Genomic DNA, 14,366 nt, shown 5'->3' with positions numbered 1-14,366 from the left:
TTCAAGCATTGTTAATTTGAGAATTGATTAAATCGCTTATCCGATATTTGGATGTTGACAGAGGAAAATGTCTGTAGGGTAGAACATGGCATGGCTGAAAAGCATGCTGTACAAGATGTTTTTTTCATGGTTTTAACTTTTGTTATGGTTAGTAGACACTGAAATATAAAAATTCAGTGAGATACAAATATATTAAAACCTGAATAAAATGTTAAAAATATTTTTAAAAATTAAATAATTATAGAATTTATTTTTGTTTTTCTTTTGAAATAATATTTTTTGTTAATATGTTTTGATTTTTTTCTGTATGAAAAGGATTGGTTGATCATCTTACCTCACTTCCAGACAATCCATTCATTTTTAATCCATATTTCCAGCTTACGTAAGAAAATACTTGGTAAAGCTTGTACTCAAATTTTATCCCATAATTTTCTCTGGGATTATAATCTATTCCGGATTCTATGATATTTCTATATTTTCCGGTGTTATAATAGCTGTTCCATTCATTCACCAGGAAGGTGTTTTTTGTTTTCAGAAAAGATTCTGAATATTGGCTGATAGGTTTAGCTATGGCATTGAGAAAATAATCAAATTGGGTATCCATAACGGTAAGATCCCATTCTCCGTCGTCATTTTTAGACGGTTTCATCTCATGCTGTTCTTTATCCTTTTTAGAATTGTTTTGCTGTGAAAGGCAACTGAAAGGAATAAGAGCAATAAACAGTAGTAGAATAAAATTTCTCATGACTCAATTATTTATTAAAAAAGCACTCCAATAAGAGTGCCTTTCTGTGTTATTTTTTAATATATTCTTTCTGAACTACGGAAACCGCAGGGAAGTGGTCACTGTACCCACCGGTGAATCGATCACCATCCCAAGAGCGTAAAGGATATCCTTTCCATTGTCCTTCTTTGTTTACCAGATAAGCCGGAGCATAGATCTCAGCTTTGAAAATAGTATAAGTAGGAGTAATTTTTTCAGGAGAATAAAGGTTTCTTGAAACAATAATCTGGTCAAACAAGTTCGGAGCATCTCTATAAGCAAGAGAAGCAACACCCGCCTTATATAATTTATACATTAAGTTATAATAAGGCGTTTTATCAGATAATTCACTTGGGTCACCTACGGCTGCTAGATGTTTTTTCAAACTTGGGCTTACTGGGTCATCATTATAGTCACCCATTGAGAATAATTTAATACCTGGATTTTCAGCTGTTACTTTGTCCATTTCTTCTTTCAATACAGTAGCGGCTGTATTTCTTTTAGCAAGAGAAATAGCTTCTCCGCCTCTTCTGGACGGCCAGTGGTTCATAAAGATCCCTACTTTTTCTCCGTCTAATAATCCGATAGCTATCACAATATCTCTGGTGTATTCTCTTTTTCCGTTTTCGTCATAAATCTTAATTTCTTTTTTATAAGAATCTAAAACAGAGAATCTTCCTTTCTGATAAATAATGGCTACATCAATTCCTCTGGCATCATAAGAGTTGAAATGTACAATTCCATAGTTGCTTTTTGCTAGAGCCGGCTGTTTGATAAGGTCTTCAATGACCTGTCTGTTTTCCACCTCAATCAATCCACAGATGGCTGGGTTATCGTTGGTGTATTGTCTTCCAAGTTCGGAAATAACCTTAGCTTCATTAGCTAGTTTTTGGTTATAATATTTGGTACCCCATCTTTTAGGGCTGTTCGCAGTAAAATCTTCAGATAAAAACTGTTTTCTGATAACTTTTTTTCCAATTAAAAGATCATCACTCCATTCCCCTTTATAATCTTCTGTAGTTTCAAGATATTTAAGAGAATCTACGGGTACACTTCTGTGGAATTTAGGGTTGGAACGCGGTAGGGTCCCATCAATATAATCTGCAGAAGGGATTGTGTCCCAAAGGTTTTCAACGTTCAGGAATGCGACAGCTGCTCTCTTTACCTGCCTCTGTTGTGAGAAAGCAGAACCAACGCAAAATAGGGCGGCGATGATTAAATATTTTTTCATATTCTTAGTATATTCAAAAATTGAGGGGTAAAATTACTAATTTTATATAAGAATAAAGATTAAAATAATCTGAGTTTAATTTAATAAAAGGTTAAGGTTGAGATGGAAAGTGTGAAACAAATGTAGTATCATTCATTATTTTGATATTGCGAAGTGTTATTTATTATTTATATAATGCTAAAAAATAGGCTGTTTGTTTGGGATTAAAAATATTCTATCATGATTGTTGAATACTTTTCCTAAAATCTATTATCCTTTTTTGTGATTGATTAAAATTGCCCCATTTTTTTAGGATAATGAATGCAGGTTAAGAAAAATTAATAGAATAAATAGCTAAAAATGTTTGAGTTAATGAAAATAGTCCTAAATTTGTTGCCCCTTAAATAAAGAAGGAGTTAAAAATAAGTTTATTATGATTAAAAAACTATCCCTAATCTCTTTGTTTACTTTAATGCCTGCCTCTTTTTATTTTGCGCAAACTACTGTTTTTGCGTATGTTAAAGATCAGGATGGTAAGCCTTTAGAGAAAGCAGAAGTAGATCTAGCACAGTCCACCGATGATACATCTGTGGATAAAATTGGATACTTCCAGTTTGTGGATTTAAAACCTGGCCACTATCTTATCACAGTGACAAAACCAAATTTTGAGTCTAAAATCTTAGAGTTTGATGTTACTGCAGATGAGAAGAAAAAAGATTTAGGTGTTATTACACTTAATTACAACTTAGGATCAGATGCAGGAGTAATAGTTATTGACGACTCGGCAAATGATACTGAAGATGGAGGCTCATCCATGCAGCCTACTGTAGGACTTTTAAGCTCAGGAAGAGATGCTTTCCAAAACGTTTCCGCTTTTGAATTAGGTGCTTACTGGTTCAGACCAAGAGGAGTAGACAACAGATTTGAGGATGTACTTTTTAATGGGGTATCCATGTCTAAAAATGATGACGGAAAAGTAGATTTTAACAATTGGGGAGGGCTTAACGATGTAACAAGATATCCTTATGAAAACGTTGATAATATCACTCCTTCAGAATATACATTTGGTAATTTAGGTGGTGCTGTTTATTATAATACTAGAGCATCCAGCTATAGAAAGCAAACTTCATTAGCTTATTCATTTACAAACAGAAGTTATTTACACAGAGCAATTGCTACTTATTCTTCTGGCCTTTCTAAAAATGGTTGGGCATTCACGTTCTCTGCAAGTAGAAGATGGGGAGACAGAGCGATCCTGGATGGTGTATATCAAGATGCTTATGCTTACTTTGCATCTATTGAGAAAAAATTCAGTGACAGACACTCTCTTAATCTAACAGCCTTTGGATCTCCTACTTACAGAGCTTCCAATGCGCCAAATACTCAGGAGGTTTACGACCTTATGGGTAAAAATTATAATTCATACTGGGGATGGCAGGATGGAGAAAAAAGAAACTCCAGAATCAGGAATGTGTATGAACCGGTATTCATGTTAACGGATTATCTAAAAATAGGTAAAAACTCTAACTGGATCAATACGGTTTCCTATCAGTTTGGTAGCGATGCGAGAAGTAGATTAGACTGGTTCCACGCTGCTGATCCAAACCCAACATATTACAGAAAATTACCAAGTTACGGCCTTCTGACAGCTGACGAGTTCAGACAACAGTCTCAGATCGACTGGAATTATCTATATAACACCAACCGTATTAATAAAACTAATATGGATGGTTCTGAGAGAGGAGCATCTTATACATTGATTGATGATGTGAATAAAGATAAAACTTTCAATTTTTCATCACACTTTGATACAAAGCTAAAAGATAACTGGAAGTTGAACGTTAACTTTAACTATCAGAATTTAAAATCAGACAATTTCAGAAGAATTAATGATTTATTAGGAGCAAACTATGCTAATAATCTTAATCCTTTTAATAATGATGTAAGATATAACCTTGATGATGAGAATACTAAAGTAAGAGTAGGAGACAGAACTCAATATTCTTATCAGTTGACCAGAAATCATTATTCATTAAATGTTTCTACTGAAATTGATTTCAATAAATGGAATGTCGTAGCTTCCGTATTTGCATCACAATCTGAGTCTTATAGAAATGGAGATTACAGAAGTGGAATTGCACAGTTTACAGACAATTCCAAAGGGAAAAGTGCAGTATATAATGCTTTAGATGCTGGTATTAAAGGAAAAATCACCTATAAGATCAATGGTAAAAACTTTATTGTATATAATGGAGCTTTCTTTAGCCTGGCACCAACACTTAATGAAATTTATATCAACCCTAGGGTTTCGGATTTCTTAACCCCGGGTGTTAAAAATCAAATTATCAACTCTAATGATATCAGTTATATCATGAGAGGCCAGATCTTAAAATTAAGATTATCAGGATACTATACTACAATCAGTAACTCTACCGAATTAGCAAGATATTACGCAGCAGTTTCTACAGACTCAGGATCATACAATACACTGATTAATGAGGCAATGAGTGGTGCTGATAAGAGATATATCGGTGCTGAATTAGGCTTTGATGTAAAAATCACACCTACTATTAATGCTGTAGGGGTAGCAAGTGTTGGGGAATACAAATTTACAAACACTCCGCAGGTATATTCAGTTGATGATCTTAATGGTTTCAGAAGCTATGGTGCTGCCAATGTAAAAGATTATAAAGTGGCTGGTACCCCTCAAAAAGCATTCTCTTTAGGATTAAAATATAATTCACCTAAATACTGGTGGGTAGGAGCTTCCGCTAATTATCTGATGGATCAGTATCTTGATTTTTCTGCATTGAACAAGACAGCTGCAATGTATACAATCCCTGATTCAGGCGGTCTTATTTATGATGGCGCTACACCGGAAGTTATTCAGCAACTTACTGCTCAGAAGAAGTTTGATGATCAGTTTATGCTGAACGCTAATGCCGGTAAATCTTTCCAATTTGGAAAATATAGAATTGGGGTAAGTATTTCTGTGAATAACATCTTAAATAATAGAAATTATGTAACAGGTGGTTTTGAACAGGGAAGAGCTGCTAACTTCACGGATGCACTTGCAGAATCCCAAAGAGCAATTCCCTATTTCGGACCAAAGCTTTGGTATGACAGAGGAAGAACTTTCTTTACTAATGTTTATTTAAGATTCTAACAAAGACTACAATGAAAAAATATAATTCAATTTTAAAATATATTTTTATCACGGCAGCTTCTCTATGGATCACCGTAGGATGTGTACATGATGATAAATATGATGAACCCAATCTTGACGGGTATGCGTGTGTTGCCGATTTTAAGGCTAATGTAACCCTAAGTGAGTTAAAAAAGAAGTTTACTGAAAATAATCCTTCAGGAGCTGCGTATGTGTTCCCGGCAGATAAACCTAATGACCCAAGTGATGATTTGTTTATCGAAGGATATGTTTCTTCCACAGACGAAACTGGGAACATCTATAAAACAATCTATATTCAGGATGCATTGAAAAATCCTACTCATGGTTTTACCATTAGTGTAGATATGGTAAGTTCTTATACAAGATTTCCTCAGGGATCTAAAATATATGTAAAGCTTAACGGGCTTGCAGTAGGTACTTATGGAGGTGTAGTTCAGCTTGGTGTAAAGACAGGTGCTGAATCTGCTGCAAATGGAGTATCCAGAATTCCTGAGAAATTAGCTCCAAGTGTAATTTCAAGATCTTGTACTACAAGAGGGGAAATCACCCCAAGAGTAATCTCTATAGCAGATCTTAAAGCTAATGAAGATCTAATCGGTTGTTTAGTTCAATTGGATAAGGTAGAATTTGATGCAAGAGCATTATGCTCAAACTATGCACCTAATGGTCAGACCGTAGATAAAGTAATCGGTCAGGAATGGGATAAGGATAAAAAAGCTTATAAAAATACTGCGGTAGTAAGAAACAGTGGATATTCTTCTTTTGCGAATCAATATATTCCAGCTGGACAAGGAACTTTTAAAGGAATATTCAGTAAGTTCCAGTCAGGATCCAATACAACGTATCAATTCTATATCAATAAAGTAACTGATCTTGATATGGAAGGTGGCCCACTGAATGCTGAAGGAAAAGATCCGCATTTTCCACGTCAGGACGAAATTAAAGAAAATCCTTGTAAATTCACTAATGCCAATCTTACAGCTAAAACTGTTGCAGATATTAAGCAACTTGCCGCTGGATTAGCTCCAAACGGATTGGTACAGATTACAGGAGATTTCTACTTGAAAGCTCAGGTTACTGCCAATGATGAAGCAGGAAACTTATTTAAATATTTTTATGTAGAAGATGCAACCGGAGGGATTAAAGTAAATATCAATAAAACAGACTTATTCCAGGATGCAAGATTTAAAGTAGGAAAAGATCTGAATATTAAATTGAATGGATTGTATATTAGAAATGTTGCTGGTGAATTGCAATTAGGATCTAATGATGCTGCCTCTGCTATTGCATATAGAATTAAAGAAGAAGATGTTTATAAATATTTATATGACTCCAATGAACCCGCTAGAGCAGTTGTAGCTTCCGAGAGAGCAATTTCTCAGTTAACAACAGCAGATGTAGGAAGATGGATTAAAATAAAAGATATTGAATTCATTAATGGAGACCTAGGTAAAACATATGCAGACGGTACAGCTGTTTCAAACAGAACATTAGAAGATTGTTCAGGAAAGACAATCATTCTGAGAACCAGCGGAAGAGCTGTATTTGCAGGAAAAGCGGCAAGTACTATTGAAGTAGCAGGTGGAAAAGGTGATGTATATGCTATTTTAAGTGTATTCAATGGTACATATCAATTATGGTTCACAAAACTTCCGGATCTTCAATTAACTAATCCTAGATGCGATGGAAGCATTTACACACCACTTCCAGTTCTTTATAAGGATGATTTTGCTTCAGGAGGATTTAATAATACCGAGTGGACAGCCGTTAATAAAATAGGACCAAACCAATTCTGGAATACATCCAACCAAGGAAACGGAACAAATTATTATGCCATGATGAATGGGAATGCAGGAGGTGCAGGTAATAATTTTGCTAACGAAGACTGGTTAATTTCTAAAGCGGTAAGTTTAGCTGGAAAATCTAAAGCTATAGTAACGTTTACTACAGATGTAAGATATGCAGGAAATCCTTTAGAAGTATATGCTACTGATAACTACACTGGAGATGTTGCAACTACTAACTGGACTAAGCTTCCGGCAGTACTTGATACGAATTCCAATGCATTTGGAGATTGGATCAGTTCTGGAAATGTAGACTTAAGTGCTTTCTTAGGTAAGAATGTAAGAATTGCATTCAAATATACATCTACAACAGCTGCTGCTGCAACATGGGAAGTAGATGATTTCAAAATCAAAGGACAATAATTATTGTTGCTATAAAATATGAAGCCGGCTCGGAAGAGCCGGCTTTTTGATGTTATAATTTTGAACATTCTGTTGTTTCATTAATTTATATTTCTTGTATTTTAGTATTGGTTACCAGCTTATTGTTATAACCACGTATTCTTAAATAAATATGACTAATAAAGCCAAAATGATCATCACATTTGTATGTTTTATAGGATGGATTTTTTACATCTATAAATTTGTCTATATAGGTCCTCCCAAAGAAGACATGCTTAAAAATACAAAGTATACCATAGGAAAAGTAACGTCTGAATATTATAATGCAAAACCAAACGGATACGGATATGATTACAGATTTAAGTATCAATCAGAAGTAAGGAAAGGCCATCGCAATGGGGAATTTAAATTAGGAGGGCGATATCTTATATAGCCTATGATTCTACTACTATTAAGAATGGTTATGTAATACTAGACAAATTTGATATAACAGATTCTCTAGCAAAATATCATATTGAAGAAAAGTATGGAGATTATCCACAAAGCTGGTCTTTAGAAAAAATACCTTTTCAGTATGATAAAAGTGATATTGAATATGAGGTAAGAATGTATGTATTGAGTAAACAATAAGTCTAGAACAAAAAACCACTGCAAAGCAGTGGTTTTTATATTACAAAATTATTTATTTAAAAAGAAACCTCATTCACTTCTTTTCCTCTTTGGAAGTTCATCATTTTCTGGCTGCCTTTGTAGGCGATACTCACCAGGTTGATTTGCTTCGGAAAAGCGCTTAAAAGGATTGTATTTTTAATTTTTAAGGTACTGATATCCGAAACCCCTCCGGTCTCAAAATATACCCATACAGTTTCTCCGCTGATCTGACTTCCCGTGAAGGTAATTGTTTTGGGAGCACCATTGACAAATACATCAAAATTATTGTTCACATATTTTTTCACTTCAGCTTCAAATCCTGCTGTGTTAGGATTAATCTTAATAGCGTCCGAGATATGGCTTGTATTCATTTTTGTGGTAAACTTCAATGTCTTGCTTCCATCAATATAATCCACTTTGGTCATTGAAGAGAAAAAGTCTACATACATAAAACTCATTAACACAAAAAATGTTAAAATTCCTGATATATATAAAAGTTTTTTCATCTTAATTAATAGATTTACAATCATTCTTGCTAGTTATAGTTCACAAATAATATGCCAATTAAAAGTTTACGTTCACAGAATATTTATCATAGAAAGCCTTAATGTGTGCTACCGCTTCATCAGCACTGTCTACGACTCTGTAAAGTTCAAGATCATCTTCTGCAATCATACCTTCTTTCAGTAGGGTAGCTTTGAACCAGTCTAATAATCCACCCCAGAATTCACTTCCTACCAAAACGATCGGGAATTTACCAATTTTATTGGTTTGAATTAAAGTCATAGCCTCAGTCAGTTCATCCAAAGTTCCAAAACCTCCGGGCATTACAATAAAACCCTGAGAATATTTTACAAACATTACTTTTCTCACGAAAAAGTAATCGAAGTTCATGGAATAGGACCTGTTGATATAAGGATTGAAATGCTGCTCAAAAGGAAGGTCAATATTAAGTCCTATCGATTTTCCTTTAGCATTGAAAGCTCCTTTATTTCCGGCTTCCATAACTCCAGGGCCTCCACCGGTAATAATTCCGAAACCTAGTTTGGTGATTTTCTCAGCAATTTCCACCGCCATTTCATAGTATTTATTTTCCGGCTTCAGACGTGCTGAACCGAATATAGATACACATGGTCCTATTTTGGCCAATTTTTCGTAGCCATCTACAAATTCAGCCATGATTTTGAAGACCATCCAGCTGTCTTTGGTAAGTGTTTCATCCCATGTCTTTTGTCTGAAACTGTTGTGTAGCTTTGTTTCGTTGATATCTAATTCCGGGTTTACCAGGCTTTCATCCCTAATTCCATCCATTTCCATTTGCATAAATTATTTAAAATGTTTTTCGGCTTCTATTACAGATTCAGGTCTTCCAACATCTATAAGAATGCTGTCATGCAGAAAACCATGTATATGTTCGGTCTGCATCAGATCCAGATATTCTTCCATAACAGAGAATTTGCCTTTTCTTTTTATTTTTCCAAAGATGACAGGGTTAATACAGTGAACCCCACTGAAAGCAAAAGCTTTAAAGCCTTTATTGAATTCAGCAAGCCTCTGTTCACCTGTTTGTACATTCAGCCAACCTCTTAACACCATATCATCATTGAAAAGAAGCTTTCTCGAACTTTCACGGTCCGATACCGCTAAAGTAGCAAAATCTTTTATTTTTTTGTGATATTCTACCAATTCATTAATATTGAGATCAGTTAAAATATCAGCATTTAAAATTAAAAAATCTTCTCCATGATCAAGAAATCTTCTGGCAAAAATCAAGCCGCCTCCGGTTTCCAATAGTTCGTTGGTCTCATCAGAGATTTCAATCTTACAGCCGAAGTTATCATTTTTATTTAAAAAATCAACAATCTGATCCCCAAAATGATGAATATTAATCACAAAATCCTTTATTCCGTAGCTTTTAAGATAATTGATATTTCTCTCCAGAAGGGGAATATCATTTACCTTAGCCAAGGCTTTAGGGTGATGGTTTGTAAATGGTTTAAGCCTGGTGCCTTTTCCGGCAGCGAAAATAAGAGCCTTCATATTGTATAAATGATAATAGATGAATGATAATGTTTCTGTACATTAATAAATGAGCGTTAAAATTAAAGGATTACGCTATCATTTATCAATGATCGCTTATCCTTTATTGATTCAGTTGTGGTTGTTCGTCGTGATGAATCGTTATCAGAGTTCCGTTAGGGTATTTTTCTCTGATGAATTCAGCGATTTTTATCGCAGAATAAACAGATCTGTGCTGCCCGCCAGTACATCCGAAATTGATCTGAAGGTTTTCAAATCCTCTTTCCAGGTAATTGTCAATATTGATAGATACAAGAGATTTTATGAGCTCTAAGAACTTTGGCATTTCAGTTTGGGTTTCTAGATATTCCTGAACGCCGATGTCATTTCCGGTTTGAGTTTTATATTCTTCAACTCTTCCGGGATTTAAAATTCCTCTGCAGTCAAAAGCAAAACCTCCTCCGTTTCCTGAATTGTCTTTAGGGATTCCTCCTTTTTTATACGAAAAACTGTGTATGTCTATGTGTAGCATTTTCTTCTTTATTTTATTTTAAACCATTAAGGTATTTTAAGTTTTTAAGGTAAGTTAAGATTTTGATAAATCAAAATTTAGTCAGGAAGTTCCCTGAAATATTCATTGATAAATGGTTTTAATGACTTTGTAATGTTGTTGGTGAAAAAGTTAATTAATAATCCTTGTGGCTTTTTAAGAACTTTCATATAAGTGAGTAGTTGGGCTTCATGAATCGGTAGTAACTCTTCTACAGCTTTTAATTCTATAATAAGAGTATCATTAACAAGCAAATCTACAATAAGGTTTGTTTCAATTTCAACTCCTTCATAATTAATAGAGGTTACTAATTGTTGTTGAACATTATAACCATTTTTAAGGAGCTCAATTTTTAAACATTCTTCATAAACGCTTTCAAGAAGACCCGGACCAAGAATTTTATGGACTTTAATAGCAAAGCCAGTAATTTCAGATGATAGCTGTGTAATTTCTTTTTTGGTCATTCTCTTAATATTCTTAAAACCTTAAAGCAGCTTAATGGTTCAAATTTAATATTTCTTTAATCTTCTGTTCTGTTTTAGAAGAAGACAACTGTTCTATGACTTTGCTAAGCTCCGGATAGTTTTTCATATTCTCCCAGGATGAGGCAAATTCTGTGATATTTTGGATTCCCTTTTCAAGGCTTGCTATAAAATGTTGCTTCCTTTGAATTAATCCCCTAAAGCCGTATGCTCCTAAGACTTGAAGGAATCTCATCATCTGTATTGGCTTAACTGAATCTTTTAGTTGAAGCTGAGTTTTTTGATCTTCAAAGAGTTGGATGTAAAAATCCAGCATTTCATTTTTAAAGCTTTCAGGGAAATTGGCTTTGGCTTGAAACAGAAATGAAATGACATCGTACATCAAAGGGCCTTTCATTGCCGATTGATAATCAATAAATGAAACTTCATCTTTTTCATTAACCATGATGTTTCTGGCCTGAAAATCCCGAATCATGATACCTTTAGGTTCAAGGTTCTCTACCAATGCTGCAATTTTTTTAAATTCTTTCAGTAAGGTAGATTTATTATATTCCAGCTCCAGAACATCAGCCACAAAGTTTTTAAAATAATACAGATCATGAATCACCGGAAGTTCATCATAAATTTCGTATTCAAATGTTTTGGAAAAATCAATTTTATCCTGTGTCTGGATCTGTAATCTGAAAAGTTTTTCAAGGGTTTGCTTTACCAAAGATTTTACGTGAGGTGATACATGTTCTTTTGTAATTACCTCCGATAAAGTTTTTGCCCCTAAAAATTCCTGTACATACATTTTCCTGTCTTCTGAGATCGCAAGAATGGCAGGTGTATTCAGGTTAAGTGCAGAAAATAGCTCGGAATAATAAAGAAAACTTTCATTTTCCGGAAGGTTCTCATTGTAGGTGATGATGTATTTTTCAGTATCGGTTATGGCCAGAAAGTTGACCCTAGCAGAACCGCTTTGAGCTAATGTGATGAATTCAGTGGATTTTTTGCCTAATTGGCTTTCAAAAAATCGATTTGCGTTTTCAGAAGTCATAATTAATATGGAAACAAATATACTAATTTAACATGAATAGTTTTTAAGAGGAAAACTGGAAGCTGGGAGAGGGAAGGACTGGAGGCTTAAATAACGGGTAGTATATATTTTATAGGCTTTATTTGATGTTTTTTGACCGATTTATCACTTAAGAGTGTAATGTAGGTTCTCTGTGTCCGGTATTCTGCTTTATATTTTAACTTTCTTACTTCTGCTTCAGGTTATTACAACCTAATTTTTATCTTTGTAGTATGTTAAAGGACTTTAAGCCGGTGTTAGGAATTTTACTGCGCTTCATCATGATCTATCTGGTGTTGCTTTTTGCGTATCAATTTTACCTGAATTCGAATAAGGATTCCGGTTTGGATCCTTTTTCTACAATTATTGCCAACCAGGTAAATGCGGTACAAAATGTTTTAGGCTATCCCTCTCAACTTTACAACGATGTGAGTAACGAACAGGTGTGGTTTTATGTAAAGAAGCAATATGTAACAAGAATGGTGGAAGGGTGTAATGCTATTTCTGTCATGATCTTGTTTGTGTCCTTTATTTTTGCTTTTTATAAAGGTTCCAAGACCTTTGTTTTTGTTTTGGCAGGACTGGTTTTATTGTATATTATGAATCTTTTACGGATTGTAGGATTGAATATTGTAATGGCAGAGCACAAAGAATATGGTAAAATGTTCCATGATTTTGTTTTCCCGGCAGCTATTTACGGCAGCGTTGTTTTACTTTGGTTAATCTGGATTAAATTCTTTGCTTTAAAACATGAAAATTCTTAGCTGGCTTCTTGTTATTTTAGGAATCTGCGGTCTGATAGGAGTCAGAATGGTGGAAAATAAGATGTTTTATGATCCTTTTCTGGATTATTTTCATGAGGGTAATAAAAACATTAGTTTTCCTGCGTTTGAGTGGGGAAAATTAATGGGTGGGCATGTGCTTAGATTTGTCCTTAACCTCTTTTTTTCCTGTCTGATTATTCAGGGATTATTTAAAAATAAACGGTGGACGATGCAAGGGGCTTTAATGATGGTTATCGTTTTCGCGATTGCGTTTCCTATTTATCTGTTTTGTATTCAAAATAAATTCGAAATAGGGTATCTCTTTTCTTTTTATATGCGAAGGTTTGTGATTCAGCCTTTAATCATACTTCTGATCGTTCCGATGTTTTATTACAGGAAACAGATGGAAAGAAGATAAAAAAGAAGGCTGAGAAAGCTATTAGGGCTGTAATGTGCCTGTATTTTTTGCTTTCTCAGCCTTTTTTTTATAGTATGCCTTCTATTCTAGAGAATGTTTATCCACCCTTGTTACATTTTCTGCGGTCCATTCCACTCTTTTTATGAAGTTCTTTTGACGAACAGGGCAGTTTTCTATCTGACATACCGGACATGAAATGGGTTTGCAGTCATCCATATGAAAATTGAATTCAATGCTTCTTTTGATATTGTTAGCCAAAAGGATGATAACTTTTTCCATTTCGTTATGGGCATCCCGAAGATCATAATACCAGGGTAGGGTGATGTGGGCATCAATATGCAGAGATGCTCCAAACTGTTGAATTTTCATATTGTGAACATCAATCCACTCTGTATGCCTGTTTGCTTCAAGGATTCTGATGACCTGATGCAGTATTTCCGGATCCTGTTCGTCCATGATACCGCTTAATGATTTTCTTACAATTTTATAGCCTACGAATATGATATAAAGCCCAAATATCAAGGCAACAACAGAATCCAGCCAATAAATTTTGGTGAAATAAACAATCACTAAACTGGCGACTACTCCAAGGGTTGTGATGGTATCAGACTGAAGGTGCTTTCCGGAGGAAATAAGAACAAGGGAGTTCTCTCTTTCCCCTTTCTTTATGGAAATATAGCCCAACAGATAATTGATAATAGCCGTGGCCAGAATGATCCAGATTCCTAAATCAATTTTGCTTAGGGTTTTTCCTATAATAAGACTGTTTATACCTTCATAAATAATCATTAACCCGGCAATGGAAATTAAAGCACCTTCAATACCGGAAGTAACAAATTCAACCTTTCCATGACCGTAAGGATGGTCTTCATCCTTTGGTTTTGCTGCGAGATGAAGTGAATACAATCCCATAAATGCACTGATGACATTCACAATGCTTTCCATGGCATCGGAGAACACAGCATCGGAATTGGTAAGCTTCCATGCAATAATCTTTCCTACAAAAAGAATAACTCCAAATGCTGCAATGATTTTCTGGAATCCTATTTTTTCTTTGTGGGTACTCATAAATGTGTTTG

14 protein-coding genes are annotated in these 14,366 nt (G+C 34.6%); 5 read left to right on the top strand and 9 right to left on the bottom strand.

What is annotated here, in order from left to right; genetic code table 11:
* Window positions 1–325: 325 nt before the first annotated feature.
* Both CHSO_RS01380 and CHSO_RS01375 read right to left on the bottom strand, forming a co-directional pair.
* A complete protein-coding gene (locus tag CHSO_RS01380) occupies window positions 326–745 on the bottom strand; it encodes a DUF6146 family protein (RefSeq protein ID WP_045491559.1) in 420 nt (139 codons plus the stop codon).
* Window positions 746–794: 49 nt separating this feature from the next.
* Window positions 795–1,994: an endonuclease gene (locus tag CHSO_RS01375; protein ID WP_045491557.1), complete on the bottom strand. Its 1,200-nt coding sequence runs from the start codon at window positions 1,992–1,994 to the stop codon at window positions 795–797.
* A gap of 412 nt (window positions 1,995–2,406) precedes the next feature.
* Here CHSO_RS01375 and CHSO_RS01370 point away from each other — a divergent pair, with 412 nt between their 5' ends.
* The 3 genes from CHSO_RS01370 (at window position 2,407) to CHSO_RS01360 (ending at window position 7,779) form a co-directional block, all read left to right on the top strand.
* A complete protein-coding gene (locus tag CHSO_RS01370) occupies window positions 2,407–5,139 on the top strand; it encodes a TonB-dependent receptor (protein ID WP_045491555.1) in 2,733 nt (910 codons plus the stop codon).
* A gap of 11 nt (window positions 5,140–5,150) precedes the next feature.
* Window positions 5,151–7,367, top strand: coding sequence for a DUF5689 domain-containing protein (locus CHSO_RS01365; protein ID WP_045491553.1), 2,217 nt, complete (start codon window positions 5,151–5,153; stop codon window positions 7,365–7,367).
* Between the two features lie 169 nt (window positions 7,368–7,536).
* Window positions 7,537–7,779, top strand: coding sequence for a hypothetical protein (locus tag CHSO_RS01360; protein WP_171817584.1), 243 nt, complete (start codon window positions 7,537–7,539; stop codon window positions 7,777–7,779).
* 253 nt (window positions 7,780–8,032) lie between these two features.
* On the opposite strand, the gene CHSO_RS01355 is transcribed toward CHSO_RS01360, so the two are convergent.
* The 6 genes from CHSO_RS01355 to CHSO_RS01330 form a co-directional block, all read right to left on the bottom strand.
* Window positions 8,033–8,503 carry a DUF6702 family protein gene (locus tag CHSO_RS01355; RefSeq protein WP_232509133.1) on the bottom strand — a complete coding sequence of 157 codons (471 nt, stop codon included), beginning with the start codon at window positions 8,501–8,503 and terminating at the stop codon, window positions 8,033–8,035.
* Window positions 8,504–8,561: 58 nt separating this feature from the next.
* Window positions 8,562–9,314 (bottom strand): TIGR00730 family Rossman fold protein, encoded by a 753-nt coding sequence (locus CHSO_RS01350; RefSeq protein ID WP_084221062.1) that lies wholly within the window; start codon window positions 9,312–9,314, stop codon window positions 8,562–8,564.
* 9 nt (window positions 9,315–9,323) lie between these two features.
* Entirely contained in the window at window positions 9,324–10,037 is a 714-nt protein-coding gene (locus tag CHSO_RS01345; RefSeq protein WP_045491547.1) for a nucleotidyltransferase family protein, read from the bottom strand.
* A gap of 103 nt (window positions 10,038–10,140) precedes the next feature.
* Window positions 10,141–10,548, bottom strand: coding sequence for an RNase adapter RapZ (locus CHSO_RS01340; protein WP_084220908.1), 408 nt, complete (start codon window positions 10,546–10,548; stop codon window positions 10,141–10,143).
* Between the two features lie 77 nt (window positions 10,549–10,625).
* Complete coding sequence (locus CHSO_RS01335; protein WP_045491543.1) at window positions 10,626–11,030, bottom strand: GxxExxY protein; 405 nt, start codon at window positions 11,028–11,030, stop codon at window positions 10,626–10,628.
* Between the two features lie 31 nt (window positions 11,031–11,061).
* The gene (locus CHSO_RS01330) at window positions 11,062–12,087 is read right to left on the bottom strand and encodes an aminoglycoside phosphotransferase family protein (RefSeq protein WP_045491541.1); all 1,026 of its coding nucleotides are present in this window, start codon (window positions 12,085–12,087) and stop codon (window positions 11,062–11,064) included.
* Between the two features lie 251 nt (window positions 12,088–12,338).
* On the opposite strand from CHSO_RS01330, the gene xrtF reads away from it, so the two are divergent.
* Both xrtF and CHSO_RS01320 read left to right on the top strand, forming a co-directional pair.
* A complete protein-coding gene (gene xrtF, locus CHSO_RS01325) occupies window positions 12,339–12,869 on the top strand; it encodes an exosortase family protein XrtF (RefSeq protein WP_045491539.1) in 531 nt (176 codons plus the stop codon).
* A complete protein-coding gene (locus CHSO_RS01320; RefSeq protein ID WP_045491535.1) occupies window positions 12,856–13,287 on the top strand; it encodes an exosortase F system-associated membrane protein in 432 nt (143 codons plus the stop codon). Before xrtF ends, CHSO_RS01320 begins: the two co-directional genes overlap by 14 nt.
* A gap of 81 nt (window positions 13,288–13,368) precedes the next feature.
* On the opposite strand, the gene CHSO_RS01315 is transcribed toward CHSO_RS01320, so the two are convergent.
* Window positions 13,369–14,355, bottom strand: a complete 987-nt coding sequence (locus CHSO_RS01315; protein WP_045491532.1) for a cation diffusion facilitator family transporter — start codon at window positions 14,353–14,355, stop codon at window positions 13,369–13,371.
* Window positions 14,356–14,366: the final 11 nt, after the last annotated feature.

Origin of the sequence: Chryseobacterium sp. StRB126, assembly GCF_000829375.1 — a bacterium.
Taxonomy (GTDB): domain Bacteria; phylum Bacteroidota; class Bacteroidia; order Flavobacteriales; family Weeksellaceae; genus Chryseobacterium.
Note: the sequence above shows the minus strand (reverse complement) of the source record. Positions and strands in the feature narration are given on the sequence as shown.

What these genes read in the sequence shown, in the direction of transcription:
- CHSO_RS01365 (WP_045491553.1), top strand. Translation starts at nt 5,151, where the DNA reads ATGAAAAAATATAATTCAATTTTAAAATATATTTTTATCACGGCAGCT.
- xrtF (WP_045491539.1), top strand. Translation starts at nt 12,339, where the DNA reads ATGTTAAAGGACTTTAAGCCGGTGTTAGGAATTTTACTGCGCTTCATC.
- CHSO_RS01345 (WP_045491547.1), bottom strand. Translation starts at nt 10,037, where the DNA reads ATGAAGGCTCTTATTTTCGCTGCCGGAAAAGGCACCAGGCTTAAACCA.
- CHSO_RS01350 (WP_084221062.1), bottom strand. Translation starts at nt 9,314, where the DNA reads ATGGAAATGGATGGAATTAGGGATGAAAGCCTGGTAAACCCGGAATTA.
- CHSO_RS01380 (WP_045491559.1), bottom strand. Translation starts at nt 745, where the DNA reads ATGAGAAATTTTATTCTACTACTGTTTATTGCTCTTATTCCTTTCAGT.
- CHSO_RS01375 (WP_045491557.1), bottom strand. Translation starts at nt 1,994, where the DNA reads ATGAAAAAATATTTAATCATCGCCGCCCTATTTTGCGTTGGTTCTGCT.
- CHSO_RS01320 (WP_045491535.1), top strand. Translation starts at nt 12,856, where the DNA reads ATGAAAATTCTTAGCTGGCTTCTTGTTATTTTAGGAATCTGCGGTCTG.
- CHSO_RS01360 (WP_171817584.1), top strand. Translation starts at nt 7,537, where the DNA reads ATGATCATCACATTTGTATGTTTTATAGGATGGATTTTTTACATCTAT.
- CHSO_RS01340 (WP_084220908.1), bottom strand. Translation starts at nt 10,548, where the DNA reads ATGCTACACATAGACATACACAGTTTTTCGTATAAAAAAGGAGGAATC.
- CHSO_RS01355 (WP_232509133.1), bottom strand. Translation starts at nt 8,503, where the DNA reads ATGAAAAAACTTTTATATATATCAGGAATTTTAACATTTTTTGTGTTA.
- CHSO_RS01315 (WP_045491532.1), bottom strand. Translation starts at nt 14,355, where the DNA reads ATGAGTACCCACAAAGAAAAAATAGGATTCCAGAAAATCATTGCAGCA.
- CHSO_RS01335 (WP_045491543.1), bottom strand. Translation starts at nt 11,030, where the DNA reads ATGACCAAAAAAGAAATTACACAGCTATCATCTGAAATTACTGGCTTT.
- CHSO_RS01370 (WP_045491555.1), top strand. Translation starts at nt 2,407, where the DNA reads ATGATTAAAAAACTATCCCTAATCTCTTTGTTTACTTTAATGCCTGCC.
- CHSO_RS01330 (WP_045491541.1), bottom strand. Translation starts at nt 12,087, where the DNA reads ATGACTTCTGAAAACGCAAATCGATTTTTTGAAAGCCAATTAGGCAAA.